The organism is Stenotrophomonas sp. DDT-1 (assembly GCF_001580555.1).
Taxonomy (GTDB): Bacteria; Pseudomonadota; Gammaproteobacteria; order Xanthomonadales; family Xanthomonadaceae; genus Stenotrophomonas; species Stenotrophomonas sepilia.
The window spans coordinates 83,885-110,377 of the sequence record NZ_LEKR01000010.1 but is presented as its reverse complement, the minus strand read 5'-3'; the positions used below and the strand labels follow the sequence as shown (position 1 = coordinate 110,377).

The window sequence follows — 26,493 nt, the reverse complement described above, 5'->3', positions numbered from 1 at the left end:
CCTGTAGAGCCGAGCCTGCGCTCGGCTGCTGCCCTGGACGCGTTGGTCGCGGTAGTGCCGGCCGTTGGCCGGCAACCTCCTGATCCCGTGGATGCCGGCCAGCGGCCGGCACTACCACGAACCTGTCTTATCCCAGGTCGCCCAACCGCGCCTGCAACGCCGCGACCGCGGCCAGCCCGGCCGTTTCCGTGCGCAGGATCCGCGGGCCCAGCTGCAGTCCCTGGAACCCTGCCGCTGCCAGCTGGTCGCGGTCGCGCGGCGACCAGCCCCCTTCCGGGCCGATCGCGAGCACGACGCCCCCTGCCGGAGCGGCCGTCAGCGTCGACAGGCGATGTGCGCCCCGCGGATCCAGGGTCAGCCGCAGCGTATCGGCCGGCAGCGCCGCCGCGGCCTGCGCCAGCGACAGCGGAGGCCCCACCTGCGGAATGCGCGCACGCCCGGACTGGCCGCAGGCTGACGTCACCACGTTGTTCCAGTGCGCCACGCGCTTCTCGGCCCGTGCTGGATCGAGCTTCACCTCGGTGCGCTCGGCGTTGACCGGAATGATCGCCGCCACGCCCAGTTCGGTGGCCTTCTGCAGGATCAGGTCCATCTTCTCGCCACGGGCGATGCCCTGCAGCAGGGTGATCGCCAGCGGTGATTCATTATCGATGGCCTGCACAGCATCGATGCGCACCTGCACTTCGCGCTTGCCGGCCACGGTCAGCGTGGCGCTGTAGTCATGGCCGTCGCCGTTGAACAGCACGCAGGTGTCTCCCTCGCGCAGGCGCATCACCCGCACCAGGTGGTTGGCCGTCTCTTCCGGCAGGGTCACGGTCTGGCCGCTGTGCAGCGCCAGGTCGATGGGGCAGCGGGTCACGCGCATGCAATCGCCTCGTCGATGGCCGCCAGCGTGGTGTGTGCCAGCAGCTCCAGTTGTTCGTCATCCACGCAATAGGGTGGCATCCAGTACAGCACGTCGCCCAGCGGGCGCAGCACCACGCCGCGCTTGAGGGCGGCCTTGTAAGCGTGCAGGCCCAGCCGCAGGCCCGGGTCGAACGGCGTGCGCCTGTTGCCGTCGCGCGACAGCTCGAACGCCACCACCATGCCTGCCTGGCGCACGTCGGCCACGTGCGGATGGTCGGCAAACGGTGCCGCCAGCGTGCCCATCACCGACGCGATGCCCCGGTTGCGGGCGATCACATCGTCGTCGCGGAAGATGTCCAGCGTCGCCAGTGCCGCCGCGCAGGCCAGCGGATTGCCGGTGTAGCTGTGCGAATGCAGGAAGGCGCGCTCGCGCGAGTCGTCGAGGAAGGCGTCGTACAGCGCCTGCGTGGCCAGCACGGCGGCCAGCGGCAGGAAGCCGCCGGTCAGGCCCTTGGAAAGGCACATCAGGTCCGGCATCACCCCTGCCTGCTCGCAGGCGAACAGGGTGCCGGTGCGGCCGAAGCCGGTGGCGATCTCGTCGGCGATCATGAACGCGCCATGGGCATCGCACAGTTCGCGCACGCGCTGCAGATAGACCGGGTCATGCATGCGCATGCCGCCGGCACACTGCAGGCGCGGTTCCAGGATCACCGCGCAGATCTCGCCCGGATGCTGGTCGAACAGCGTGGCCAGGCCGTCGGCAGCCTGCCGCGCGCGGTCGGCCGCGCTCTGGCCGGGTTCGGCCAGGTAGGCATCGGGCGACGGCGCGAACAGCGCTTCGGCCAGCAGCGGTGCATAGACGCGGCGATACAGCGGGATGTCACCCAGCGCCAGCGCGCCCAGGGTCTCGCCGTGGTAGCCGTTTTCCAGTGCAATGAAACGCGTGCGCCGCGGCTCCCCACGGTTCTGGAAATACTGGAAGGCCATCTTCAGCGCCACTTCCACGCCGGCCGAGCCGTTGTCGGCGTAGAACACCTTGGCCAGCGGCTCGCGGCCGGGCTGGCGTGGTGCCAATGCCAGCAGGCGTTCGGCCAGGGTGATGGCCGGCTCATGGCTGAAGCCGGCCAGCATCACCTGTTCCAGCTGCGTGGCCTGGGTGGCAATGGCACCGCCGATGCGCGGTTCGGCATGACCGAACAGGTTGGTCCACCAGCTGCTGACGGCGTCCAGATAGCGGTGGCCGTCGTGGTCGATCAGCCACGCGCCTTCGCCACGGGCGATCGGCACCAGCGGCAGGGTGTCCGGATGCTCACGCATCTGCGTGCACGGGTGCCACAGCACCTGCAGGTCGCGCTGCCGCCAGTGGCGGGCCAGCGGGGAGGGGGTCGGGTCTGCTAGCATTTCGGGCTCATGAACATGTTGCTGCCTGCACATTCTATCGGCCCCGGCGCAGCCGCCGGTCGCCGCGGAGATTCCGCATGAACGATGACCGTGCCGGCCGTCGCTTGCCGATCATCCATCGGATCACCGATGAGGAGAACGGCCCCTTCCAGCGCCAGCATCTGGACCTGGAGTTCTCCAACGGTGAACGTCGCCGTTTCGAGCGCCTGGTCAGCCGTGGTCACGGTGCGGTGGTGGTGGTGCCGATGCTCGACGATGAAACCGTGCTGCTGGTGCGTGAATACGCCGCCGGCATGCATCGTTACGAACTGGGGCTGGTGAAGGGCAGGATCGACGACGGCGAGACCCCCGAGCAGGCTGCCGACCGCGAACTGAAGGAAGAGGCTGGTTATGGTGCGCGCCGGGTCGACGTGCTGCGCGCGATGACACTGGCCCCGACCTACATGAGCCACCAGTCGTGGCTGGTGGTGGCGCGCGACCTGTACCCGGAAAAACTGGCCGGCGACGAGCCGGAAGAACTGGAAGTGGTGCCGTGGAAGCTGGCCGAACTGGACCAGCTGATGTTGCGCGAGGACTTCTCCGAGGGACGCTCGCTGGCGGCGCTGTTCATTGCCCGCCAGTGGCTGCAGGGAACGCGATGATCAAGCTGACGACGGACCTGCGCGAGACCGCCATCGCCATCGCCCAGCAGGCCGGCCAAGCCATCATGCAGGTGTATGCCGATGGCTTCGAGGTCCAGATCAAGGACGACAACAGCCCGGTCACCGCGGCCGACCTGGCGGCCAACCAGGTCATTGAGCTGGGCCTGCGGCAGCTGACACCGGACCTGCCGATCCTGTCCGAGGAATCGGCGCAGGTGGGCTGGGAGCAGCGCCGCCATTGGGGCGCTTACTGGCTGGTGGATCCGCTCGACGGTACCCGCGAGTTCGTCAAGCGCAACGGCGAATTCAGCGTCAACATCGCCTTGATCTACCAGGGCGCGCCGGCATTCGGCGTGGTGCTGGCGCCGGTCACCGGCATTGTCTGGCATGCCATGCGCGGCGAACTGGCCTATCGGCGGCAGGGCCTGCATGACACCGTGCTGCGCACCCGCACGCCGGCCACGGCTCCGCTGCGCGTTGCCGCCAGCCGCTCGCACCGTTCGCCGGAAACCGAGGCGCTGCTGGCGCGCATGGGCCGCATCGAGACCATCGCGCAGGGCTCGTCGCTGAAATTCTGCCGGATCGCCGAAGGCGGCCTGGATGTCTATCCGCGGCTGGGCCCGACCTCTGAATGGGATACGGCCGCCGGCCAGTGCGTGCTGCATGCCGCCGGCGGCGCGGTGCTGTCGGCGGCGACCGGCAAGCCGTTCCGCTACAACCGCCGCGAGACCCTGTTGAACGGCGATTTCATTGCCCTTGGTGATACCAGCCTGCCGTGGCGCGACTGGTTGTCCGACTGATCCTGGAGGCCGCATGAGCGCGCACGACACCCCCACCACCGGCAGCGTCGCAAGCAACGAACTGGAGCGCCTGCTGGCGATCATGGCGCGCCTGCGCGACCCGCAGGGCGGCTGCCCGTGGGACCTGGAGCAGAACTTCGCGACCATCGCGCCGTACACCATCGAGGAAGCCTACGAGGTGGCCGATGCGATCGACCGCGGCGATCTTGACGATCTCTGCGACGAGCTGGGCGACCTGTTGCTGCAGGTGGTGTTCCATGCGCGCATGGCCGAAGAGCAGGGCAGCTTCGCCTTCGCAGACGTGGCCCGCGCGATCAGCGACAAGATGCAGCGCCGCCACCCGCACGTGTTCGCCGAGGCCAGCGTCGACGATGCCGACGGGGTGATGCGTAACTGGGAGGCGATCAAGCGGGCCGAGCGCGCCGCCAAGGGCGAGCAGGACACCTCCGCACTGGCCGGTATCTCGCGCGGCCTGCCGGAATGGCAGCGGGCGGTGAAGCTGCAGTCGCGCGCCGCCAAGGTCGGTTTCGACTGGCCGGGTCCGCTGCCGGTGCTGGACAAGGCCGCCGAGGAGCTGCAGGAGCTGCGCGAGGAGTTCGAACGCGGCGATGTCGCGGGCAACAAGGCGCGCCTGCAGGAAGAACTGGGCGACCTGCTGTTCGTCTGCGCCAACCTGGCGCGCCATGCCGATATCGATCTGGGCGCTGCACTGCGCGGTGCCAACCACAAGTTCGAGCGTCGCTTCCGCGCGATGGAAGCGCAGGCCGACGCACAGGGTGAGGCGTTGGCCGAACTGGACCTGGATGCGCAGGAAGCACTGTGGCAGCAGGCCAAGGCAGCAGAGAAGGCGTGAAAACGCTCGGCCTGTTCCTGCTGACCGCGCTGGCCGAGATCGTTGGCTGCTACCTGCCATGGTTGTGGCTGCGCAAGGGAGGCAGCGTCTGGCTGCTGCTGCCGGCGGCGGCCAGCCTGGCCCTGTTCGCCTGGCTGCTGACCCTGCACCCGACTGCCAGTGGACGGGTCTATGCCGCCTACGGTGGCGTCTACATCGGCACCGCGCTGTTCTGGCTGTGGCTGGTCGATGGCATCCGTCCCAGCCGCTGGGACCTGTTCGGCGCCGCGCTGTGCCTGGCCGGCATGGCGGTGATCATGTTCGGGCCGCGCACCTCATCGGTGTAGAGCCGAGCCATGCTCGGCTGCTCTCCTTCCGACCGCGCTGGCACGCGCAAGCCGAGCATGGTTCGGTGCTGCAAGGCAGCGCAGCGCCCCCGAAAGGCGCATGATGGGCCTGACCATGGCCCCGGAGCATGCGCATGTCCCGCTTCGCCAGCTTCCGCGAGTTCTATCCGTTCTACCTCAGCGAGCACCGTCATCCGGTGTCGCGCCGGCTGCACTTCGTCGGCAGCTGCGGGGTGCTGCTGCTGGTTGCGGCGGCGATCCTGCGCGGCCAACCCATCCTTGTGGTGGCCGCCCTGTTCTGCGGTTACAGCTTCGCCTGGGTCGGCCATTTCTTTTTCGAGAAGAACCGCCCGGCCACCTTCCAGCACCCGCTGTACTCGTTCATGGGCGACTGGGTGATGTTCGCCGACATCCTGCGCGGGCGCGTGCCCTGGTAGCTCCGCTGTGAATGCGGCCTTCACACGCTATGCTGGGGCCTGGACGTCATCGATAAGGAAAGCAAGATGTTCCCGACCATGTTCTTTACCGTGGTACTGGCCTTCGTGGCCGTGGTGATCCTGTTCAAGGCCGTACGGATGGTGCCCCAGGGCTACGAGTGGACCGTCGAGCGCTTCGGGCGCTACACGCACACCATGACCCCCGGCCTGCATTTCCTGATCCCGATCGTGTACGGGGTGGGGCGCAAGGTGAACATGATGGAGCAGGTGCTGGATGTGCCCAGCCAGGAAGTGATCACCAAGGACAACGCCGCCGTGCGCGTGGACGGCGTGGTGTTCTTCCAGGTACTGGATGCTGCTAAGGCCGCCTATGAGGTGGCCAACCTGGAAGTGGCGATGATCGCCCTGGTGCAGACCAACATCCGTACCGTGATCGGTTCGATGGACCTGGACGAATCGCTCAGCCAGCGCGAGGTGATCAATGCCCAGCTGCTGAGCGTGGTCGACCATGCCACCAATCCTTGGGGCGTGAAGGTCAACCGCATCGAGATCCGCGACATCCAGCCGCCGCGGGATCTGCTGGACGCGATGGCGCGGCAGATGAAGGCCGAGCGCGAAAAGCGCGCGCAGATCCTCGAGGCAGAGGGTTCACGCCAGTCGGAGATCCTGCGCGCCGATGGCGAAAAGCAGGCCACCGTGCTGGAGGCCGAAGGCCGTCGCGAAGCTGCGTTCCGTGATGCCGAGGCACGCGAGCGCCTGGCCGAGGCCGAAGCGATGGCGACCAAGGTGGTGTCGGCGGCGATTGCCGAGGGTGACGTGCAGGCGATCAACTACTTTGTTGCGCAGAAGTACGTGGAAGCGTTCAAGGAACTGGCGAGTTCGCCGAACCAGAAGCTGGTGCTGATGCCGATGGAGGCCAGTGGCGTGATCGGTTCGATCGCGGGCGTGGCCGAACTGGCGAAGCAGGCGCTGGCCAGCCAGGACAACAAGGTCGCCGGCAAGCGGCCGCCGCCGCTCGGAGGCTGACATGCGCTGGGAAGTCGTCGGTTGGGGCGCGTTGGCGCTGCTGCTGTTCGCGGCCGAAGCGCTGGCGCCGGGTGCGTTCATGCTGTGGATCGGCATTGGCGCGGCGGCGGTGTTCGTACTGGTTGCGGTGTTCAGTGACATTCCGCTGTTGTGGCAGGTGATCGCTTTCGTTCTGCTGAGTGTGGTCTCGATCCAGTGCTACCGGCGCTGGGGGCGGCCGCGGGCACGGCCCAGCGATGCGCCGTTGCTCAACCGCCGCGCCGAGCAGCTGGTCGGCCGCGAGGTGGTACTGCAGCAGGGCATCGTCGGTGGCCAGGGACGGGTCAGCATTGACGATGCGTCCTGGCAGGTGAGCGGTCCGGAGCTGCCTGCGGGTACGTGGGTGCGGGTGCGCAGCGTGCAGGGCACGGTGCTGGTGGTCGAGGACGCAGGCCGCCCCATGTAGAGCCGAGCCCACGCTCGGCTCCCACACGGAGAGCAGCCGGGCATGGGCTCGGCTCTACAGCTCCGGCGCTGCGCTGCGGCACGCCTGCGGGCGACCGATCTGGGATAATGGGGATTCTTGTTTCCTCTGCTGCCGGACCCGGTCATGACCCAGAAGACGCTGCTCAACGATACCCACCGCGCCCTTGGCGCCAAGATGGTCGATTTCGGGGGTTGGGACATGCCCATCCACTACGGCTCGCAGCTGGACGAGCACCACCTGGTGCGTCGCGAGTCCGGTGTGTTCGACGTCAGCCACATGACGGTGGTCGACCTGCGCGGTGAGCAGGTCAAGCCGTTCCTGCGCCGCCTGCTGGCCAACTCGATCGACAAGCTGAAGGTGACCGGCAAGGCGCTGTACTCGTGCATGCTGAACCCGCGCGGCGGCGTCATCGACGACCTGATCGTCTACTACCTGGGCGACGATTTCTTCCGCATGGTGGTCAATGCCTCCACCCGCGAGAAGGACCTGGCCTGGCTGCGCGAGCAGGCTGCGCCGTTCGGCGTCGCCGTCGAGCAGCGCCCGGACCTGGCCATCCTCGCCGTGCAGGGCCCGCAGGCGCGCGACATCGTGATCGGCCTGGCCCGCGAAGCCGACCGCGCAGCGTTGACCAAGCTGGGCCGCTTCGCCGCCCTGCAGGTGCAGTCCGATGACGGCGTCGAGCTGTTCGTCGCCCGCACCGGCTACACCGGTGAAGATGGTTTCGAGATCCTGCTTCCGCAGGACGCCGTGGTCGCCTTCTGGAACCACCTGCTGGCGGCGGGTGTGAAGCCGGCCGGCCTTGGTGCGCGCGACACCCTGCGCCTGGAAGCTGGCATGAACCTGTACGGCCAGGACATGGACGAAGAGATCAGCCCCTACGAAGCGGCGCTGGGCTGGACCGTGTCGCTGGACGAAGGCCGCGACTTCATCGGCCGCGACGTGCTGGAGGCGCAGAAGAGCGCCGGCACCGCGCGCCAGATGATCGGCCTGGTGATGGACGAGAAGGGCGTGCTGCGCCATGGCCAGACGGTCACCACGGCCAGCGGCCAGGGCGAGATCCTGTCCGGCACCTTCTCGCCGACGCTGGCCAAGGGCATCGCCTTCGCCCGCGTGCCGGCTGGTGAACTCGGCGAGGTCACCGTCGACATCCGCGGCCGTCAGGTGCCGGTGCGGGTGGTCAAGTTCCCGTTCGTTCGGGAAGGCCAGGCGCAGCCCGGCGTGCTCGCCGACGCCTGATCCGTACGTGCCGGTCGTCACTGACAGCAGTGGCGGCCGGTTGGTTACACTAGCCCCGTTTTTTCCACCCCTGCATATCTCTGGAGCAGTCCCATGAGCGAGATCCCCGGCGACCTCAAGTTCCTCAAGTCCCATGAGTGGGCCCGTGTCGAAGGCAATGGCCGCGTCACCGTCGGTATTTCCGACCACGCCCAGGGCCTGCTGGGTGACCTAGTCTACGTCGAACTGCCGGAAGTCGGCGCCGACGCCAAGGCCGGCGAGCAGATCGCCGTCGTCGAGTCGGTGAAGGCCGCCTCGGATGTCTACAGCCCGATCAGCGGCAAGGTCGTCGAGGTCAACTCGGCCCTGTCCGACAAGCCGGAAACCATCAACGAAGATGCCTACGGCGAAGGCTGGATGTTCGTGGTCGAACTGACCAACGCCGATGAGGTCAACGAGCTGCTGGACCCGGACGCGTACGCCGAAGCCCTGGAGAACGAAGACCACTGAGTCGTCGTTTCCGGATTCTGGAACGGCCACCTTCGGGTGGCCGTTTTTGTTTTGGCGACTGCACCGGACTCATGACGCGGGGTTCGCTGCGCACCCTCGGCGTGGCATCAGCCGACAGGCGAACGGTGCCGATGGGCGTGCGCAGTTTTGCGCAAATCCGCGTTTCAGCCCCGCGCCGACGCACTCGGATGTGAAAACTTTTCGCCCCCTGTTGCGGCGCCGTTGTGCTGGCGTCGGTGGCGGCGCCGGTGACCGTCGACGTCGCACGCGCGATGCCGTTGCGAGTCTGTGTCTAAATGCGCGGAGTGCTTATTTCAAGTGTTTTTTGTTCAACGTATGCATCGATGCCGGTGCATGCAGCACGCTTGCGCGACGCTTCAACCGCCATCGCGGGCCGCGTAGAGCAGTGGCGCCGACGGCGCTCGGAAAGGCGCGGATGTGAAAATTTTTCGCGGGGGTTGTTGACAGTAAAAAAAACCGTGATTAGGTTTCGCCTCAGCAGACCTTGCCTGCCCAACCGAGTGCGCAGAATCAATCGTCCGATGCGAAGCAGCCCCTTCAAGACCACCGCGACCCTGATGACGGTGGACACGGCCCCGCTTCCCCCGGAGAAATGCAAGGCACCTCCCGTTCCGATGTCCGCTCCGCCGATCGAGGCGGGCATCGCCGCATCCGTAACGGCGCGCCTGACGCGCCGGCGGTCCCCGCACGCAGCATCCGCGGGTTTGATCCAACTGGGCGTTTCAACTCCCTATCACTGACGAGGAGCCATCCCATGGCAACCAAGAAAGCTGCGAAGAAGAAGCCCGCCGCCAAGAAAGCGGTGAAGAAGGTCGCGAAGAAGGCCGCTGCCAAGAAGGCAGTGAAGAAGGTCGCGAAGAAGGCGACTGCCAAGAAGGCAGTGAAGAAGGCGGCGAAGAAGGTCGCCAAGAAGACCACGGCGAAGAAGGCAGTGAAGAAGGCGGCGAAGAAGGTCGCCAAGAAGTCCACTGCCAAGAAGGCCGTCAAGAAGACCGCGAAGAAGGCGGCCAAGAAGGCCACCAAGAAGACTGCCAAGAAGGCTACGGCCCGCAAGCCGGCCAAGAAGGTCGCAAAGAAGGCGACTGCCAAGAAGGCCGTCAAGAAGACTGCCAAAAAGGCAGTAAAGAAGACCGCGAAGAAGGCTACCAAGAAGGCCGCCCCGAAGAAGGCAGCGAAGAAGGTTGCCAAGCGCAAGCCGGCCGCCCGCAAGAAGAAGGCCGCTCCGGTCGCTCTGCCGGCAACCCCGGCGCCGCTGATCTAAGTACTTCCCGATAGCCGCATCCTGAAACCCCCTTCCCTGGCTGCCCAGCGGGGAGGGGGTTTTTTTATGGGCGGCTTCGATCGCCTGGTGGGGTGACTACCGGCGGGAATCGTTCCACCAGGAAGTCGAGGAAGCTGCGCAGGCGGGTGGAGTGGTAACGGTCGTGCGCATAGACCACGTGCATCGGCCGACCGGCCTGGCCGTGCTCCGGGAGCAGCTGCACAAGTCGTCCAGCCTCGACATCGGCTGCCAGCAGCAGCGTCGACTGCAGGACGATGCCCAGGCCATGCAGCGCCGCCGAACGCAGCGCTTCGCCATTGTTGATCTGCAGTCGACCGTCGGGCACGTGGTCGAGCTCGCCAGCGTCCTCCTGCAGCCACTGCGCAAGTGCACTCGGTTCGAATGACAGGCATTGATGGCCGGCAAGTGCATGCACGCTGTGTGGCGTGCCATGCCTGGCCAGATACGCCGGCGAGGCGCACATCATCAGGCGATAAGGGGCCAGGGCTCGTGCCACCAGCACGCTGCTGTCGGCCAGCGTGCCGATCCGCAGCGCCGCTTCGAAGCCCTCTTCGGCAAGGTCGACCACGCGATCGGTCAGCGTCGCTTCGACCCGGACATCCGGATGGCGCGCCATGTACTCGGCCAGCGCCGGTACCAGTGCATGCGTACCGAAGATCACGGGTGCACTGATGCGCAGCGTGCCCGCCGGTGCCAGGTGCTGGTGCTGCGCCTGCGCATCGGTTTCGTCCACCAGGCGCAGGATTTCCCGGCAGCGCGTGTAGTAATCCTGGCCGAACGGGGTCGTGTGCTGGCGCCGGGTGGTTCGGCTCAACAGCTGCATGCCCAGCCGTGCTTCCAATGCACGCAGATGCTTGCCGGCCATCGTCGCGGAGATGTTCATCGCCGCAGCTGCCGCACTGAGGCTGCCCTTGTCCACGATCAGCACGTAGACCCGCATGCTTTCCAGCAGGTTCATCTGACACCCCGGGTGTTGAACGCTGAAACCTGCGCGGAGTTTATCAATCAGGGGTGATCAAACAGCATGTCGTGCAAGGGCTGGATTGGCCGGCCATGCGGACAGGAGAACACCATGGACTTGAATCTTGCAGGCCGTACCGCTTTGGTGACGGGCGCGGCCAGCGGCATCGGTGCCGCCGTCGCCAGGCAGCTGGCGGCCCAGGGCGTGCGCGTTGCCATCACGTCACGGCAGCGGGCACCCCTGCAGGCGCTGGCGGCGCGGATCGAAGCCGAAGGCGGCGTGGCACCGGTCATCGTGGCCGGCGATGTCACCGTGGCCGGTGACGTCCGGTACATCGCGCAGGCATCCCGGGAGGCATTGCAACGCGTCGACATCCTGGTCAACGCCGCAGGGGGCTCCCGGCCGACCAGCGTCGATGCCGATGATGATGTCTGGGAGGAAGCGATCGCCCTGAACTTTTCCGCCGCGCGGCGGATGACCCAGGCGCTGTTGCCTGGTATGCAGGCGCAGGCATGGGGGCGGGTGATCAACTTCAGCGGTTCGATGGAACCGCGTGCGGTGAACGCGGCCACTGCGGCGAAGGCGGCGCTGCATCTGTGGAGCAAGGGGCTGTCGTCGGAGGTGGCCGGGCAGGGCATTACGGTGAATGCGATTGCACCGGGGCGCATCAACAGCGCGCAGATCCTGGAACGCCTGCATCCCACCGAGGAAAGCCGGCGTGCGTTCATCGCCAGCAACATCCCGATCGGACGCTTCGGTGAACCCGAGGAAGTGGCGCCACTGGTGGCGTTCCTGTCCTCGCCGCTGGCCGGCTACATCACAGGCGCGGTGATTCCGGTGGACGGCGGCATGCACTACTTCGCGCACTAATGCTGCGGAGCTGTAGAGCCGAGCCCATGCTCGGCCGCCTTGCGCCAGAATTCCGCTCAGCCGAGCACGGCTCGGCTCTACACAACAACAAAAAGGGCGGCCCGCAGGCCGCCCTTCGCACACACGATCGAGCCCGCCTGATCAGTGCGGCGACGCCACCGCACGATTGCCCGAGGCGCCCTTGCCCTTGCGCTTGTCCTGCTGCGCCGGGCTGGCGCCCTCGGCCATCAGGTTGTCGCTGCCGAAGTCGGTGTCCACGTCCAGCCAGCGCTGCGCCGGCAGGCCGAGCGCGGAGTCGAGCACGGTCGGCAGCAGGCCGCTGGGCAGGCTGCTTTCGCCATTCCACATGATGGCGATGCCCAGATCGCGTTCCGGCACCAGCGCGACCAGGCCGCGATAGCCCTGCACGGCACCGGCATGGAACACCACGTCGTGGCCGGCGTAGTCGAAGGTGCGCCAGCCCAGGGCGTAGCCGGCCGAGTGCAGGCGCTCGCGGCGCCAGCCCGAACGCATCTCGCCGGGGGTGCTGATCAGGCTCGAATGCAGGGTGGCCAGCAGCGGTGCCGGCAGCACGTCAGGGCGGTGCCCGGTGTGGGCGAGCAGCCACTGCGCCATGTCGCTGGCGCTGGCATTGACGCCGGCCGCCGGGGCCACCCGGTAGTAGGTCGGCTTCGGCGTCAGCGAGACCCAGCCGTTGCGGCTGCGCACGTGAGGACGCGCCCAGCGCGAGCTGGCCTGGATGCCGGCCAGGCCGAGGCTGGCATCGTTCATGCCCAGCGGCTTGAAGATGCGGCGCTCGACCGACTGCTCGTAGAAACTGCCGGAGGCCGCGTAGACGACATCGCCGATCAGGCTGAAGGCCACGTTCTGGTAGGCATAGCAGTCGCCCGGCAGGCACTTCAGGCTGGTGTTGGCCAGTTTCTGGGTCAGCGCGTAGTACTCGGCGTTGCCCTCGATGTCGCGGTCGTAGGCGTTGTACGGCAGGCCGACGCGATGGCTGAGCACGTCGGCTACGGTCAGGCGATCAGTGGCTTCCGGCGAGTTCAGGCGGAAGCCCGGCACGTAGTCGGTGACCTTGCTGTCCCAGCGCAGCGTGCCGTCGTTGACCAGCAGGCCGGCCATGGTGCCGGCGAAGGCCTTGGACAGCGAGGCCAGGCGGAACACGGTGTGCGCATCGACCGGCAGCGGATTGTTGACGTCGGTGACGCCATAGCCGCGCGCGCTGAGGATACGACCGCCCTGCACGATCGCCACGGCCATGCCTGGCACGCGTTCGCCATAGGTGAGCTGCTGCGCCATCGATTCGATGTTGGCGACGTTGAAGCCGGGCGCCGGGGCCTGCACGCGCGGCACCAGGCCGGTGCGGTAGGCCGCCGGCTGGGTGTGGGCGACAGTGGGACCGGCAGCGGATTCGATGTTGGTCGGCATCGGCGGCAATGCCGGCGGTGTCTGCGCGGTGGTGGACAAGGCAACGGGCATCAGCATGCCCAGCAAACCGGTGGCCGCCGAACGGATCGGGCGACGCAGGCTGTTCTTTTTCATCGGTTGGACCCGTGCGCGACTGCTGATGGCGATTCTAGCGCCGCTTTTCCCTTGTGCACAAACAAAGCGAAGATGAATGCGCATCTCGTTGAAAAAGTTGGAATTTTGACGCCCTGAAGGCATGTATCGGAACGTGTCGTATGGGTGGGGCCGTGACACTGCGTTGCAGCCTTCTGCGTGGCTGCTGCTGGCGATGTTGCAGTGCATTGGCTAACGTACGCGCTTCACCGCCCCCGGAGCCTGCCATGCCGCTGTCCAACCGCCGTCTTCTGGCGAGGGACGCCGCGTGAGCGCGGTGAAGGGCAAGGGGCCGCTGCATGGGCTGACGGCGGCACTGCGTGAGTCGCCGGCGCTGTGGTGGTCGTTCCTGTACTTCTTCTGCCTGCTCAGTGGCTACTACGTGCTGCGCCCGGTGCGTGAGGCGATGGCTGCCTCGGCCGACTTGGAGACCGTGTTCCCGCCGATGCTGATCGCCTGGTTTGCCAGCCATGGCATCGCGCTGAAGGACTTCGTCCTGCAGTTCCTGTTCTCCTGCGTGTTCGTGATCATGCTGGTACTGCAGCCGGTGTACGGCTGGCTGGTCAGCCGCTTCCCGCGACGGGTGTTCCTGCCGGCGGTGTATGGGTTCTTCATCGTGACCCTGCTGGGCTTCTACATGATGTTCGACAGCGGCGTGCCTGGCCGCGGCATGGCCTTCTTCTTCTGGATCACCGTCTTCAACCTGTTCGCGGTGGCGGTGTTCTGGAGCTTCATGGCCGATGTGTTCTCCAATGTGCAGGCCCGGGCCTTCTATGGATACATTGGCGCGGCGGGCACCGTCGGTGCCTTCCTTGGTCCGATCATCACCAGTGCGCTGGTGCAGAGCGTGGGCATCGCCAACCTGATGCTGGTCTCCGCAGCTTTCCTGGTCGTGTGCCTGTTGTGCATCTGGCGGCTGCGGCACTGGGCGGTGCTGCGCGAACGCGAGCAGCAGCTGGTGTCCGGCGAGCAGCCGATGGGCGGCAGTGTGCTGGACGGCCTGAAGTTGATCGTGCGCGAGCCGCTGCTGCGCTGGCTGGCGATCATGGTGGTGTTCGGGGTGGGCGTGGGGACGCTGCTCTACAACCAGCAGGCTGCGATCGTGCGTGCGGCGTTCACTGACCCCGCAGCCAGCACCGCGTTTTTCTCGCGCATCGACTTGGCAGTGAATGCGCTGGCGCTGTTGATGCAGCTGGGCCTGACCCGCTGGTTGCTGTCCCGGCACGGAATCGCCCCGGCGCTGCTGATTCCCGGTTTCGCGATCCTGATCGGCTTCTCGGTGCTGGCGGCCTCGCCGATGCCGCTGATGGTCGCGGTAGTGCAGGTGATGACCCGGGCCAGCGAATTCGCACTGGCCAAGCCGGCGCGCGAGACAATCTACACGCGCGTGGACCGGCAGTGGCGCTACAAGGCCGGCGCAGCGATCGACACCGTGGTCTACCGCGGTGCGGACCTGAGCTTTGCCTGGGTGCACAAGGGCCTGTCATTGTTCGGCTCGCACGTAGTGTTCATCGGCGGCATGCTGGTGGCCGCGTGCATGACCGCAGCCGCGTTCGGTGTACTGCGCGAAGAAAAGAAACTGCCGCGCGACCGATGATTTCCCGGGCTCCGACCCCCCATCCCTGTCCAAGGAACCGCCCATGTACTGGATCGCACTCATCCTGACGTTGCTCGTGGCCCTGCTGCACGTCTATTTCCTGGCACTTGAGATGTTCCTGTGGACCCGCCCGCTGGGCCTGAAGACCTTCCGCAACACGCCGGAGAAGGCAGAGATCACGCGCGTGCTGGCGGCCAACCAGGGCCTGTACAACGGCTTCCTGGCAGCAGGCATCGTGGTGGGGCTGGTGATCGATCAGCCGGTGCTGGTGACATTCTCGCTGGCCTGCGTGGTGGTGGCCGGGTGCTATGGCGCCTACAGCGTCAGCCGCCGCATTTTCATGATCCAGGCGGTGCCGGCGATCCTGGCGTTGGTGTTTCGCACGCTGGCGTAGTTTCCAGCCAACGGCGCAGCCCCTCGTGGGTTGGTCGCGTAGAGCGGGTCATGTGTTGGGTGTGGCGGATGGGCCGTGCAGGGGACGCTGCAAGTACGTCCATGTAAGCTCGATGGCGCCATCCATGGCGCCAACGCCCCTGCACGGCCCACCCGCCACACCCCTGACAGGTTCCGTGTGCGGCCAGCCCACGGAGAAGAAAGAGAAGATCAAGAGCAACAGCAACAGCAAAAAGCGGCCGGTGGGCCGCTCTTGCTTCTGCTTCTGCTCTTCTTTTTTCTCTTGCGTGGGTAGACGCCGCAGAGATCCGTCCGAGGCCGGAGGGGTGGGGTCGGGCGGGGTATCCGCGCCATGGATGGCGCGGCTAAGCCTACACGGACGTACTTGCGGCGTCCCCGCCCGGCCCCACCCCTCCGGCCCAACCGATAAACCGCATGCTTCGTCTACCCACGAGGGGCTGCGCCGTTCGCCGGAACACTACTTTGCCGGCGACAACCACATGTCGATCACCGCGCTGAACACCTCCGTGCCCGCACGGTCGCGCACGCTCACCGTCACCGGCAGCGCATAGCCCTCGGCCGCGACAACAATAGGCTGTGCCGGCAGCGCCACCGCCTGCAGCGTGCCACGCGCCTTGGCCAGGTACTGCACCTGCATCCCCTTCGGGATCCAGCGCATGCCCTTCGGCAGCGATGCGTCGACCATCAACCCGGCGGTCAGTTCGGCCAGGTTGCACATCGCGATCGCGTGCACCGTGCCGATGTGGTTGCGTACTCTGCGGCGGTCGGCCAGCGTACCTTCGCAGCGGCCGTGTTCCAGGCGGGTGATGCGCGGCGCGATGCTGGCGAAGTAAGGCGCCTTGAAACACACCGCGCGCGAGAACAGCCAGTTGCCGGCAGGCCAGCGCTGCAGGCGGTTGTAGAGCGAGAGCAGGGGCGTGGACATGAGGAGGATTCCGGTCGGCGGATAAAGCGACGGCGGGCCAAGGCCCGCCGTCGAGGCAACGCGTGTCGCGGGCGATCAGGCCGCCTGCGAATGCGGGTCCTTGTGCTGGCGGTCGTAGTAGCTGGCCGCGCGCAGTTCGTGGGTGTCGAAGTCGTCCACGGTGATGGTATCCAGCGTCAGCGTACGCAGCTCTTCCAGCAGGCTGCGCTCGTCCTGGGTGATCACGCCTTCGGCCACGGCTTCGTCCAGCTGGCTCTTGAAGTCCAGCGCCTCGATGCCCTTGCTCTTCAGTGCCTTCAGGAACTTGCGCTCCACCGGCTCGGCCATGATCGCCTTGCTCAGGTAACTGTTGATGCGGCCGCCCGGGTTGTTCTCGCACGGGGTCAGGAACACGCCATTGGCCAGGCGGTCACGGGCCTCATTCGGGGCCATGAGCAGGGCGGCGACGCGGCGGCTCAGGCGGTCACCCGGAGCCTCGGCACGACGGCCCAACGGGAAGATGAGCGCCCACATCAGCCAGCCGATCGGACGGATCGGGAAGTTGCGCAGCGCGGCCGACAGCGACTCTTCGATCTTGTGCACGCTGTCATGGAAGGCCCAGGCCAGCAGCGGCTGGTCGGCCTGCGGTGCACCTTCGTCGTGGTAGCGCTTGAGCATGGCGCTGGTCATGTAGACATGGCTCAGCACGTCGCCCAGGCGGCCGGACAGCGATTCCTTGAACTTCAGCTTGCCGCCCAGGGTCATCATCGAGATGTCGGCCATCAGCGCCAGGTTGGCCGAGTAACGGTCCAGCTTGCGGAAGTAGCGGCGGGTGTAGGCGTCGCCCGGGGCGGCGCCGAAGCGCGCGCCGGTCAGGCCGAACCAGAACGAACGCACGGCATTGGAGATGCCGAAGCGGATGTGGCCGAACAGGCTGCGGTCGAACTCCTGCAGGCCGGCACGGGTATCCGGATCCTGCGCGGCCTTCATTTCCTTGAGCACCCACGGGTGGCAGAGGATCGCACCCTGGCCGAAGATCAGCAGGCTGCGGGTCATGATGTTGGCGCCTTCCACGGTGATCGCGATCGGCGCGGCCTGCCAGCTGCGGCCGGCGAAGTTGCGCGGCCCCAGGATGATGCCCTTGCCGCCGATCACGTCCATCATGTCCGAGATCACTTCGCGGCTCATGGTGGTGCAGTGGTACTTGGCGATCGCCGACGGCACCGACGGCACGTCACCACGATCGACCGCCGCGGCGGTGGCCTGCGACAGCGCGCTGATCTTGTAGGCCTTGCCGCCGATGCGGGCCAGCGCCTCTTCCACGCCTTCGAAGCGGCCGACCGACAGGCCGAACTGCTTGCGGATGCGCGCATAGGCGCCGGTCACGGCGGCACCGGCCTTGGCACCGCCGCTGGCGGTGGACGGCAGGGTGATCGAGCGGCCCACGGCCAGGCACTCGTTGAGCATGTTCCAGCCCTTGCCGGCCATGGCTGCGCCGCCGATCAGCTGGGTCAGCGGAATGAACACGTCCTTGCCGCGGATCGGGCCGTTCTGGAACGTCGAGTTCAACGGGAAATGGCGACGGCCGATCTCGACGCCGGCGGTGTCGCGCGGCAGCAGGCCCAGGGTGATGCCGATGTCGCGGGTGTCGCCCATCAGACCATCCGGGTCGTACATGCGGAAGGCCAGGCCGATCAGCGAAGCGACCGGAGCCAGGGTGATGTAGCGCTTGTCGAAGGTCAGCTTGACGCCGAGCACCTGCTCGCCGTTCCACTCGCCCTTGCAGACGATGCCGTAGTCCGGGATCGAAGTGGCGTCGGAGCCGGCGAACGGACCGGTCAGGCCGAAGCAGGGCACTTCGCGGCCATCGGCCAGGCGCGGCAGGTACTGGTCCTTCTGTTCCTGGGTGCCGTAGTGCACCAGCAGCTCACCCGGGCCCAGCGAGTTGGGCACGCCGACGGTGGAGCTGACCACCGAAGACACCGACGCCAGCTTCTGGATCACCTTGTGGTGGGCCAGCGCGGAGAAGCCCAGGCCGCCGTACTCCTTCGGGATGATCATGCCGAAGAACTTGTTCTTCTTGATGAAGGCCCACAGCTCCGGCGGCAGGTCGGCGTGGACGTGGGTGATTTCCCAGTCGTTGACCATCGTGCACAGCTCTTCCACCGGGCCATCGAGGAAGGCCTGTTCTTCAGCGGTCAGCTGCGGCTTGGGATAGTTGAGCAGGATGTTCCAGTCCGGGTCACCGGTGAACAGCTCGCCCTCGAAACCGACCGAGCCGGTTTCCAGCGCAATGCGCTCGGTCTGCGACAACGGCGGCAGCACCTTGCGGAACACCTTCATCATCGGGCCGGTCAGCAGCGGCTTGCGGATGAACGGCAGCAGCAGCGGCACGGCGATCACCGCCAGCACCGCCGCAGCGACGATGGTGGCGGTCTGGTTGACGTAGGGAATGAACCAGCAGGCGGCCAGCAGGGCCACGCTGATCAGCGTCCAGGTAACCAGCCGCATGCGGTGGTAGGCGACGAACGCGCCTGCCAGCAGCAGGGCGAGGAAGGGAAGAACGATGCTCATGAGCGTGCTCCGGTGACGTGCTCGTTTGTGGCGGACGAAGCCGCAGCGTCCGCTGCGGGCAACACGTCCAGATAGTCCAACACAGTAGCGGTAAAGGCGTCGTTGTCATCGCCGGCGACCATGTGGGTCGCTTGCGGCAGCTGTACATGGCGCGCATGCGGCGCCAGCGCCAGGAATTCGGCCACGGTCTGCGGCGTGACCAGGTCGCTGCGGCCGCCGCTGACCAGCAGCAGCGGGCACTTCACCTGGCGTGCGGCCTCGGCCAGTGCGTCCTGGTGCTGTTCGCTGTCGCGGGCCAGCTCGGCCACCAGGCGCGGGTCCCAATGCCAGCGCCAGCGCCCGTGGCCATCCTCGCGCAGCAGCGCACGCAGCGACTGCTCGGATTTGCGCGGCCGGTGCGGCATGTAGGCCGAGATCACGTCGGCGGCCTGGGTCAGCGAGGCGAAGCCGTCGGGATGGGCGGTCATGAAGGCGAGGATGCGCTCGACACCCGCGGTATCCCAGCGCGGGGTGATGTCGACCAGCACCATGGCCGAGAACAGGCCCGGCCAGCGCGACTCGGCCAGCAGGCCGAACAGGCCACCCATCGAAGCGGCAACCAGTACCGGCGGGCGCGGCTGTTCGCCGGCCAACACGATCAGGTCGTCGGCGAACTGTTCGCCGTGATAGGGCAGATCGGCGCCATTCCAGTCGGAATCGCCATGGCCGCGGGCGTCGTAGGCCAGCGTCTGCAGGCCGGCCGCGTTCAGTGCGCGGGCAGTGGCATTCCAGGCGTGGCGGGTCTGGCCGAAGCCATGGGCAAACAGGACCCGGCCGCGCCGGCCATGGTCGCTGACGGTCGCCGCCAGGCGGGCGCCATGGGCGGCGTCCAGGCGCAGGTCATGGAACGCAGCGGGAGTGGGGGACATAACCATACTTGCTAGTATGGAGAGCTTCGAGGGGAAGTCAATACTGCATGGTATGGTGCGTTGCAGAACGCGCGTGGAGGGACCCTTCCGACGGGCCTGCGACGGTTTCGACCGCAACCGCGTACTGCAACGAACCCCGGCGTATGGTTAAATCAGTCCATGAATCAACCTGACGCTTCCGCCGGCGAACCGCGCGCCGGCCGCAACAGCCGCCTGAGTGCCGAAGACTGGGCCCAGGCGGCCCTCGATCTGATTGCTGAACAAGGTGTCGGCGCCGTCGCGGTAGAGCCGCTGGCACGGCGGCTCGGCGTTACCAAGGGCAGTTTCTACTGGCATTTCCCTTCACGCGATGCATTGCTGCAGGCGGCGCTGGAACGCTGGGAACTGTTCGAACAGGAACAGGTGTTCGGCAGCCTGGAAGACGTACCGGATCCGCGCGTGCGCCTGCGCCAGCTGTTCCAGATGGTGGCGCATGAAGTGCAGCCGCACATCATCTACAGCGAGCTGCTGAAGGCCCTGGATCATCCGATGGTGCGGCCGGTGATCGACCGGGTCTCGCAGCGTCGCCTCGACTATCTGGTCGCCTCGTTCCGCCAGGCCGGCCTCAGCTCGACCGATGCGCGTCATCGCGCACGCCTTGCGTACGCCGCGTATGTCGGCTTCCTGCAGTTGTCGCTGCAGCTGCAGCAGCCCAAGCAGGCGCGCGAGGATTTCGAGGCCTACGTCGAGCACCTGATCGAGACGCTGATCCCGAACGGATGAGCGCCCGGAAATGATCTCGAAGGAAGGCCGCAGCGATGCTGCGGCCTTTTTTGTTGTGCGCTGGCCAGCGCCCGTCCATGGCGCGCAAAGAACAACGGCCCCTTTCGGGGCCGTTGCTGCATCAGCTGATCGGGTTCCCGATCAGAACTTCTGCTTGTACTGCATGTAGATCAGGCGACCGATGTCGTAGCCGCCGTAGTAGGAGTACTGCGAGTTCGGCGCCGAGTACATCTGCGGGCCGTAGTGGTCGAACACATTGCGTGCACCGACCGCGATGGTCGCATTCCACGGCGCGTTCCAGGAGAACTGGACGTCGTGGAAGGTGGTGGCGCCGCGCTTGTTCTGCGCCTGGTTGCGAGCCGGATCCGGCGAGCCGTAGTCAGGCAGCGAGCACTCGGTGGCGTAGTAGCAACGCTCCTTCACGCTGGAGAAGTAGCGGGTGCCCCAGGTGATGCCGAAGTCGCCGAATTCCCAGCCAACGGTCAGGTTCGAACGCAGGCGGAAGTTGCTGCCGAAGCCATTGTAGATCTGCACCGGGGAGTCATCATTGGCCGTCTTCAGAACGTTCTTGGTGACGTAGGTGTTCTGCAGGTTGAAGTTGAAGCTGCCCCAGGTGTCGGTCGCATAGCGGTAGCTTGCATCGAAGTCGAAGCCTTCGGTTTCGATGAAGCCGGCATTGCGGCTGCCGTAGGTCAGGTTGTTGACGTAGCCGAGCGTGGCGTCACGGGTGAAGGTGCTGCAGCGCTCAGCAATGCCCAGAACGTAGCAGTCGTTCAGCTGATCCGTCGGGGTATCGGAAACGATCGTGTTCTCGATCTTGATGTTGAACCAGTCCAGGCTCAGGTTCAGGCCCGGGGCGAAGGTCGGGCTCCAGACCAGGCCAACGGTCTTGGACTTGGACGTTTCCGGAGTCAGGTTCGGATTGGAGCCGGAGGTGAACGGCACCGGGCTCTGCTCATCCGGGCCTTCAGCCGGGACGTAACCCTGCTTCAGCTGGCGGAAGTTCGGGGCCAGGGCACCCAGGGCGGCAGCGCATCGCTGGGCCGTGGCGGCGTCGGTTGCGGCCAGACCGAACGAGGTATCGCACGGATCGGTGAAGTACTCGAAGGACTGCGAGCTGCCGCCGTACAGGTCGGCGATGGTCGGCGCGCGGAAGCCCTCGGAGTAGGTCGCACGAACCAGCAGCTGATCGATCGGGCGCCACTTCAGGCCGAACTTGCTGTTGGTCGTGTTGCCGAAGGTGCTGAAGTCGGAGAAGCGGGTGGCTGCGCTCAGGCTCAGTTCCTTGGCACCGGGCAGGTCGGCCAGGATCGGTACGTTCAGCTCCAGGTACACTTCATTGACGTCGTACTTGCCGCCGGTCGGGCCAGCCGCCAGGTCGGTGGAGTAACCCGACTGCGACAGCGCGTCCGGATTGAAGTTGCCCTTCTCCTCGCGGTACTCGTAACCCAGTGCGAAGCCCAGGTCGCCTGCCGGCAGGGTCAGGATGCTGCCCGCAATGTTGGCGTAGTAGGACGTCATCGTGGTTTCGCCGACGTTGTGCGTCGTCGGGAACAGGAACTGCTGCAGGTCCGGATTGCCGGTCAAGCCGCCATCACCGGTGCGGCCGAACGGAATGGCCGGGTTCCACGGGATGCAGCCGCCGGCGCCGGGGCCGTAGGCCGGGTTGGTGCCCGCAGCCAGGCCCGCTGCGGTTCCGCACTCCACGCGGCCGGTTGCCGGGTTGTAGAACGAGGCCCCGGTGGCGGCGTTGGCAGCCAGGACGTTGTAGTTGCCGGTCTGGCTCTGGTTGTTTTCGGAGTTCTGGTAGAGGTAGCCGGCTTCCCAGTCGAAGTACTTGTCATTGAACTGGAACGAGCCCTGCAGCGCGCCGCTGAAGCGGAACGTCGTCAGCTTGTTGTTGGAAACGCGCGGCACTTCCCAGCCACGGCGGACATACGCCATATCCTGGCCGAACGGGTTGTAGTAGCTGTCGGCCGACCAGATGGAACCGAGGTTGGCGTAGGCTTCGGACTGCAGCGGGTAACCGGCCACCTGCGCTTCCGATTCGCGGCGGGTGTACAGCAGGTCACCGCTGAAACGGACATTGTCGGTAAGGTCGTACTGCAGGTTGGCGAATACGCTGCGACGCTTTGTCGGGGTCAGCAGCTGCATCTGCTGGTTGGAGTTGCTTACGTCACCGGTGATCGGGGTCAGGTCGGTTTCGTGGAAGTCCGCCGCGTTGTAAGGATTGCCGCCGCGGTTGAGGGTGAGCGACGGTGCGTCCGGATCGGTCGGGTCGAACACCGAGCCCCACTGGCTGACCGAGGTCCAGCCGGCGGTCGGATGGCGATTGGTGCGCGACGATTCGGAGAACCAGCGGTCCTTTGCCCACACCGCCTTTTCGTTGGAGTACTCGGCACCGATGGTGATCGAGCCGCGATCGCCGGTGAAGCCGGCAACGAAATCGGCGCTCTGCTTCTGGCCGTCGCCTTCACTGTACTGCCCGGTGTAGGCGTTGACTTCCAGGCCTTCGAAATTCTTGCGGGTGATGATGTTGATCACGCCGGCCATGGCATCGGAACCGTACACCGAGGAAGCACCGTCCTTCAGCACGTCGATGCGCTCGACGATCGCCGACGGGATCTGCGACACGTCCTGATAACCGCTGACGCTGGCGCCGAGGCGCTTGCCGTCGACCAGGATCAGGGTGCGCTGTGCACCCAGGTTGCGCAGGTCGATGTAGTAGCCGCCGACCATTTCACCGGAGGACAGCGGTTCGGAACGGCTGATGGCCGGGCTGCCGGCGGCAGAAATGTTCTGCAGCACGTCAGCAACCGTCTTGAAGCCGCTCTTTTCGATGGTGGCGCGGCTCAGGCTCAACACCGGCTGGGCGGTTTCGGTATCGACCTGACGGATGCGCGAACCGGTGACCTCGATGCGGTCGAGGTTGGTGGCTTCCTGGGCGTGGGCCGTCGCGGTGGTGGCACCGGCGACAAGCGCGATCACAACTGCGTCACGCAGCTGGCTGGACTTGAGTTTCATTGGCTCTCTCTCTCCAAGAAATCTTGGCTGGGGTTAATGCCCGGCGGGGGAGCGAAAAAGCGCTCCCAAATCGCGAGGCTGACCCGATAGTAACGGGCGTTCGCCAAGAATTAAAGCTGTGTTAATGAAGTCTGTGATTTTGGTAAAAAAGCGATTTTTCCAGCCCAATCAACGGGTTGCTGGTATGGTCATGCTGATCTGCCTCGTTTGTTAACGCAGAATGATGAAAAAAGTTTCGACTGATATGTATCCCAATATGTCGATACGCTCTGCGGTCGATACCGCTCATGCGAGTGCGAGGCTGGCACGCAGATGCAAAAAGGCGCCTTTCGGCGCCTTCGGGAATGTCGTTGCTGAACCTGACTGAGGGGATCAGAGATCCTGTTCGTAACGCACGTACGGCACGGTGCCGTCGTCGTTGCTTTCGTTGCGCGGGGAGAACGGATTCTTGCCGCGGCTGATCACGTTCTCGGCGCCGACGGTCAGCTGGCCGGACCACGGGGTACGCCAGGTCAGGCCGATGCCCAGGCCTTCGAACTTGCCGGGCTTGCCCGGCACGTCGACCACGCGGCCGATGATGCTGCCGGTGAAGTTGCCGTAACCGGCACCGATGCTCAGGCTCTTGCTGTCCCAGCGATCGACGATGGCCGGCGAAGCGTCGGCCAACGGTACCAGGCGTGCCTTGGCGTAGGTACCGGCGATGGAGACGAAGCCTTCGCGGCCAATGTTCTTCTGCGCGAACACGGTCAGATCGTTCTGCTCGGCGCGCAGCGAGGGCGTCTTGTTCGGGCCCGACAACCAGGCGGGCAGGGTTTCACGGCCGGTGCCGGCAGTGATGCCCAAGCGGCTGTTGCCCCGGTTCAACGCGGCGGTACCACTGAAACGACGGCTGTTCAGATCATCCTCGTCGCCCAGGCTGGCCAGCATGCAATGGCTGGCCAGGCCGCTGATGCTGGTGCCGCTGCTGCTGTTGCAGAGCAGGCCCAGCGAATCGCCGGAGGACAGGCCAAAGGCTGCGTCCAGCGAATTGCGGCCGAAATGCCAGCGGGCGCCGGCTGCCTGTTCGCCGGTCGGCTCCAGGTACAGCAGCGCCTCGACCTTGCCGCTGCCCTTGTTCCATACCGGCAACACGGTGCGGGTGTCCTTGCTCTGCGCATGCACGCCCGTGATCGCGCCAAGGGCGATCAGCAGGGCCAGCGGTAGACGCAGGAAGGTACGCATCGGACCAGTTCAGACAGGGACGGACAACGGAAGTTCCCGTGGGGACGGGAACTCGATCCTAGGGTGTTTATGAATTCTTAACAAGCCTTGATCCTCCCCAGGTACAAGACTGCCGTTTACTGAAGTCGTTCAGGCGCCGCTACAGCCCCCTGGGCGCCGTGGAACAGTATGCCGAACTCCGTCAATGGAAAGTGATACTCACGCCCGCAGAATTCGCAACGCACCTCGACGGCGCCGGTGGCCTCGGCGGCCGCGCGGGCTTCGTCCTCGCCCAATGACTGCAGCATGCCAGCCACCCGCTCGCGCGAGCAGGAGCAGGCGAAGGACAGCGGCTTGTCGCCCAGCAGTTCCGGCCGCTCCTCGTGGAACAGGCGGTGCAGCAGCTGCTCGGCCGGGGTCGCCAGCAGTTCGGCCTTGCCCAGGGTTTCGAACAGGGCGCTGGCGCGGGCCCAGCCATCCTCGTCGCCTTCGTCGCCGGGCAGCTTCTGCAGCAGCAGGCCGGCGGCACCGTTGCGGTCGGCCGCCAGCAGCAGGCGGGTCGGCAGCTGCTCCGACTGGCGGAAGTAGTCCTCGAAGGCCTCGTCCAGTTCCGGCGCAGTCAGCGCGACCAGGCTCTGGTAGCGCTGCGGCTCGCGCGGGTCCAGGCCGGGGTTCTCGATGGTGATGGCGAGGATTGCGTCATCACCGAGGCGGGACAGGTCACGCGGTGCGTCGCCACCCTCGCTGAGCTGGGCGATACCGCGCAGGGTGCCGGCGGCGGTGCATTCGGCGAACAGGGTGCGCAGCGCGGTGCTGCTGCGCAGCTGCACCGACAGGCGCCCGTCGATCTTGGTGTGGCCGGTGAACAGCGCCGAGGCGACGCAGGCCTCGCCAAGCAGTTCGGCAGCGGCGTCCGGGTAGGCGGCATGGGACAGGATTTCCTGCCAGGTGGCCTGCAGGTGCACATGCACGCCACGCACGCCGGCGTCGGGGAGCAGGAAACGGATCAGGGAATCGGGGTTGGCGGTCATCGGCTCACATCGCGCGTAAACGGGGGCGGTTGCCGGATAATGCGCCGACAACCAGACAGAAGAAGGATGCACCAGTAATGGGGGCAGCGGGAGAGCAGCACAAGGTAGAGGCCGTGGTCGCCGCGCCGCGCCGGCGACGCTGGCGCTGGAAGCGGCTGCTGTGGCTGCCGGTGCTGCTGGCCGCCTTCAGCTGTCTGCAGGTGCTGGTGCTGCGGTTCATCGACCCGCCGGTGTCCATGGTGATGCTGTGGCGCTATGGCGAGGCGCTGGGCGAGGCCGACTGGTCCTATCGGCTGCATTACCAGTGGCGCGACCTCGACCAGATGGCACCGAGCCTGCCGATCTCGCTGGTGGCGGCCGAGGACCAGCGCTTCCCCGACCACAACGGCTTCGACCTGCAGGCCATCGAAAAGGCGCGCGACCACAACGCCAGGGGCGGGCGCCTGCGCGGCGCCAGCACGATCAGCCAGCAGGTGGCCAAGAACCTGTTCCTGTGGCAGGGCCGCAGCTGGATCCGCAAGGGCCTGGAAGTCTGGTACACGGTGTTGATCGAGGCGCTGTGGCCAAAGGAGCGGATCCTGGAGATGTACGCCAACATTGCCGAATTCGGTGATGGTGTGTATGGCGCGCAAGCGGCAGCGCAGAAATTCTGGGGCAAGGACGCGGCCCGGCTGAGTCCGGCCGAGAGCGCGCGCCTGGCCGCGGTGTTGCCGGCACCGCGTCGCTACAACGCGGCAAAGCCTGGGCCGTATGTGCAGCGGCGGGCCGCGTGGATCCAACGCCAGGCGCGCCAGCTGGGTGGTGCGTCCTATCTGTCGGAGGACTGAGCCCGGCGCTGCAATTGGCAGGCGACGGGCCGGGCAC

At 66.2% G+C, this 26,493-nt stretch carries 26 protein-coding genes; 15 read left to right on the top strand and 11 right to left on the bottom strand.

Annotated features, from left to right (window positions below; translation table 11 throughout):
* Positions 1 to 127: 127 nt before the first annotated feature.
* A complete protein-coding gene (locus AB839_RS07590; RefSeq protein WP_061478896.1) occupies positions 128 to 865 on the bottom strand; it encodes a 16S rRNA (uracil(1498)-N(3))-methyltransferase in 738 nt (245 codons plus the stop codon).
* On the bottom strand, positions 856 to 2,247 hold the full coding sequence (gene bioA, locus AB839_RS07585; protein ID WP_061478895.1) for an adenosylmethionine--8-amino-7-oxononanoate transaminase: 1,392 nt from the start codon (positions 2,245 to 2,247) through the stop codon (positions 856 to 858). The genes AB839_RS07590 and bioA overlap by 10 nt, the downstream gene beginning before the upstream one ends.
* 77 nt (positions 2,248 to 2,324) lie before the next feature.
* Between bioA and nudE the strand changes: the two genes are divergently transcribed.
* The 9 genes from nudE to gcvH all read left to right on the top strand — a co-directional run bounded on the left by nudE (position 2,325) and on the right by gcvH (position 8,521).
* Complete coding sequence (gene nudE, locus AB839_RS07580; RefSeq protein ID WP_061478894.1) at positions 2,325 to 2,888, top strand: ADP compounds hydrolase NudE; 564 nt, start codon at positions 2,325 to 2,327, stop codon at positions 2,886 to 2,888.
* On the top strand, positions 2,885 to 3,688 hold the full coding sequence (cysQ, locus tag AB839_RS07575) for a 3'(2'),5'-bisphosphate nucleotidase CysQ (protein ID WP_053499520.1): 804 nt from the start codon (positions 2,885 to 2,887) through the stop codon (positions 3,686 to 3,688). The genes nudE and cysQ overlap by 4 nt, the downstream gene beginning before the upstream one ends.
* Positions 3,689 to 3,701: 13 nt before the next feature.
* Complete coding sequence (mazG, locus tag AB839_RS07570) at positions 3,702 to 4,541, top strand: nucleoside triphosphate pyrophosphohydrolase (RefSeq protein ID WP_061478893.1); 840 nt, start codon at positions 3,702 to 3,704, stop codon at positions 4,539 to 4,541.
* On the top strand, positions 4,538 to 4,867 hold the full coding sequence (locus AB839_RS07565; RefSeq protein ID WP_061478892.1) for a YnfA family protein: 330 nt from the start codon (positions 4,538 to 4,540) through the stop codon (positions 4,865 to 4,867). Before mazG ends, AB839_RS07565 begins: the two co-directional genes overlap by 4 nt.
* A 134-nt stretch (positions 4,868 to 5,001) precedes the next feature.
* On the top strand, positions 5,002 to 5,304 hold the full coding sequence (locus AB839_RS07560; RefSeq protein WP_061478902.1) for a DUF962 domain-containing protein: 303 nt from the start codon (positions 5,002 to 5,004) through the stop codon (positions 5,302 to 5,304).
* A 66-nt stretch (positions 5,305 to 5,370) separates the two neighbouring features.
* Positions 5,371 to 6,330, top strand: a complete 960-nt coding sequence (locus AB839_RS07555) for an SPFH domain-containing protein (protein ID WP_049410653.1) — start codon at positions 5,371 to 5,373, stop codon at positions 6,328 to 6,330.
* A 1-nt stretch (position 6,331) separates the two neighbouring features.
* On the top strand, positions 6,332 to 6,775 hold the full coding sequence (locus tag AB839_RS07550) for an NfeD family protein (protein WP_061478891.1): 444 nt from the start codon (positions 6,332 to 6,334) through the stop codon (positions 6,773 to 6,775).
* 144 nt (positions 6,776 to 6,919) lie between these two features.
* Positions 6,920 to 8,032, top strand: coding sequence for a glycine cleavage system aminomethyltransferase GcvT (gene gcvT, locus AB839_RS07545; protein ID WP_061478890.1), 1,113 nt, complete (start codon positions 6,920 to 6,922; stop codon positions 8,030 to 8,032).
* A 93-nt stretch (positions 8,033 to 8,125) separates the two neighbouring features.
* Positions 8,126 to 8,521, top strand: coding sequence for a glycine cleavage system protein GcvH (gene gcvH / locus AB839_RS07540; RefSeq protein ID WP_005418426.1), 396 nt, complete (start codon positions 8,126 to 8,128; stop codon positions 8,519 to 8,521).
* Between the two features lie 292 nt (positions 8,522 to 8,813).
* Here gcvH and AB839_RS21460 read toward each other — a convergent pair whose 3' ends face one another.
* Complete coding sequence (locus AB839_RS21460) at positions 8,814 to 9,113, bottom strand: hypothetical protein (RefSeq protein ID WP_156476631.1); 300 nt, start codon at positions 9,111 to 9,113, stop codon at positions 8,814 to 8,816.
* 21 nt (positions 9,114 to 9,134) lie between these two features.
* Between AB839_RS21460 and AB839_RS07535 the strand changes: the two genes are divergently transcribed.
* A complete protein-coding gene (locus AB839_RS07535; protein WP_176698793.1) occupies positions 9,135 to 9,803 on the top strand; it encodes a histone in 669 nt (222 codons plus the stop codon).
* A gap of 64 nt (positions 9,804 to 9,867) precedes the next feature.
* Here AB839_RS07535 and AB839_RS07530 read toward each other — a convergent pair whose 3' ends face one another.
* The gene (locus AB839_RS07530) at positions 9,868 to 10,782 is read right to left on the bottom strand and encodes a LysR family transcriptional regulator (RefSeq protein ID WP_061478889.1); all 915 of its coding nucleotides are present in this window, start codon (positions 10,780 to 10,782) and stop codon (positions 9,868 to 9,870) included.
* 114 nt (positions 10,783 to 10,896) lie between these two features.
* Between AB839_RS07530 and AB839_RS07525 the strand changes: the two genes are divergently transcribed.
* Entirely contained in the window at positions 10,897 to 11,655 is a 759-nt protein-coding gene (locus tag AB839_RS07525) for an SDR family oxidoreductase (RefSeq protein ID WP_061478888.1), read from the top strand.
* A gap of 141 nt (positions 11,656 to 11,796) precedes the next feature.
* On the opposite strand, the gene AB839_RS07520 is transcribed toward AB839_RS07525, so the two are convergent.
* The gene (locus tag AB839_RS07520; protein WP_061478887.1) at positions 11,797 to 13,197 is read right to left on the bottom strand and encodes a serine hydrolase domain-containing protein; all 1,401 of its coding nucleotides are present in this window, start codon (positions 13,195 to 13,197) and stop codon (positions 11,797 to 11,799) included.
* A gap of 286 nt (positions 13,198 to 13,483) precedes the next feature.
* Here AB839_RS07520 and AB839_RS07515 point away from each other — a divergent pair, with 286 nt between their 5' ends.
* Complete coding sequence (locus tag AB839_RS07515) at positions 13,484 to 14,812, top strand: MFS transporter (protein ID WP_061478886.1); 1,329 nt, start codon at positions 13,484 to 13,486, stop codon at positions 14,810 to 14,812.
* A 43-nt stretch (positions 14,813 to 14,855) separates the two neighbouring features.
* Positions 14,856 to 15,206, top strand: coding sequence for a DUF1304 domain-containing protein (locus AB839_RS07510; protein ID WP_061478885.1), 351 nt, complete (start codon positions 14,856 to 14,858; stop codon positions 15,204 to 15,206).
* A gap of 477 nt (positions 15,207 to 15,683) precedes the next feature.
* Here AB839_RS07510 and AB839_RS07505 read toward each other — a convergent pair whose 3' ends face one another.
* From AB839_RS07505 to AB839_RS07495, 3 genes are all read right to left on the bottom strand, one after another.
* Positions 15,684 to 16,151: a hotdog fold domain-containing protein gene (locus tag AB839_RS07505; protein WP_061478884.1), complete on the bottom strand. Its 468-nt coding sequence runs from the start codon at positions 16,149 to 16,151 to the stop codon at positions 15,684 to 15,686.
* 75 nt (positions 16,152 to 16,226) lie between these two features.
* Positions 16,227 to 18,704 carry an acyl-CoA dehydrogenase gene (locus tag AB839_RS07500; protein WP_061478883.1) on the bottom strand — a complete coding sequence of 826 codons (2,478 nt, stop codon included), beginning with the start codon at positions 18,702 to 18,704 and terminating at the stop codon, positions 16,227 to 16,229.
* Positions 18,701 to 19,618, bottom strand: coding sequence for an alpha/beta hydrolase (locus tag AB839_RS07495; protein WP_032954411.1), 918 nt, complete (start codon positions 19,616 to 19,618; stop codon positions 18,701 to 18,703). Before AB839_RS07495 ends, AB839_RS07500 begins: the two co-directional genes overlap by 4 nt.
* A gap of 153 nt (positions 19,619 to 19,771) precedes the next feature.
* Here AB839_RS07495 and AB839_RS07490 point away from each other — a divergent pair, with 153 nt between their 5' ends.
* On the top strand, positions 19,772 to 20,374 hold the full coding sequence (locus tag AB839_RS07490) for a TetR/AcrR family transcriptional regulator (protein ID WP_005418411.1): 603 nt from the start codon (positions 19,772 to 19,774) through the stop codon (positions 20,372 to 20,374).
* A 141-nt stretch (positions 20,375 to 20,515) separates the two neighbouring features.
* Here AB839_RS07490 and AB839_RS07485 read toward each other — a convergent pair whose 3' ends face one another.
* From AB839_RS07485 to AB839_RS07475, 3 genes are all read right to left on the bottom strand, one after another.
* Positions 20,516 to 23,398, bottom strand: a complete 2,883-nt coding sequence (locus AB839_RS07485) for a TonB-dependent receptor (protein ID WP_049412226.1) — start codon at positions 23,396 to 23,398, stop codon at positions 20,516 to 20,518.
* A gap of 372 nt (positions 23,399 to 23,770) precedes the next feature.
* Positions 23,771 to 24,619 (bottom strand): hypothetical protein, encoded by an 849-nt coding sequence (locus AB839_RS07480; protein WP_061478882.1) that lies wholly within the window; start codon positions 24,617 to 24,619, stop codon positions 23,771 to 23,773.
* Between the two features lie 116 nt (positions 24,620 to 24,735).
* Positions 24,736 to 25,629 carry an Hsp33 family molecular chaperone HslO gene (locus AB839_RS07475; protein WP_049412229.1) on the bottom strand — a complete coding sequence of 298 codons (894 nt, stop codon included), beginning with the start codon at positions 25,627 to 25,629 and terminating at the stop codon, positions 24,736 to 24,738.
* A 77-nt stretch (positions 25,630 to 25,706) separates the two neighbouring features.
* Between AB839_RS07475 and mtgA the strand changes: the two genes are divergently transcribed.
* Entirely contained in the window at positions 25,707 to 26,456 is a 750-nt protein-coding gene (mtgA, locus tag AB839_RS07470; protein ID WP_005418407.1) for a monofunctional biosynthetic peptidoglycan transglycosylase, read from the top strand.
* Positions 26,457 to 26,493 lie beyond the last annotated feature (37 nt).